The 326-nt window shown below is 50.3% G+C and carries 2 rRNA genes; both read left to right on the top strand.

Features of this window, described 5'->3' with window-relative positions:
* Window positions 1-82, top strand: a 23S ribosomal RNA gene (locus G3N99_RS41625); the annotation flags it as partial.
* 132 nt (window positions 83-214) lie between these two features.
* Window positions 215-326 (top strand): 5S ribosomal RNA (rrf, locus tag G3N99_RS41620); the annotation flags it as partial.

Genomic DNA, 326 nt, shown 5'->3' with positions numbered 1-326 from the left:
ACCAGGACGTTGATAGGTCAGGTGTGTAAGCGCAGTAATGCGTTCAGCTAACTGATACTAATTGCCCGTAAGGCTTGATCCTATAACAAGTCTGTCTCGCGCTGATTACAGCGCGTCGGACTGGTTGGATTCTCGTGTGTGATACACACAACTCAAAATTACTGCTTCTTCCAAGATTGGTTGTGCTGCGAAGTCAGCACAACAACCCTCTTTGCCTGATGACCATAGCGAGTCGGTCCCACCCCTTCCCATCCCGAACAGGACCGTGAAACGACTCTACGCCGATGATAGTGCGGATTCCCGTGTGAAAGTAGGTAATCGTCAGG

Source organism: Burkholderia sp. Ac-20392 (assembly GCF_017104585.1).
GTDB lineage: Bacteria > Pseudomonadota > Gammaproteobacteria > Burkholderiales > Burkholderiaceae > Burkholderia > Burkholderia lata.
Note: the sequence above shows the minus strand (reverse complement) of the source record. Positions and strands in the feature narration are given on the sequence as shown.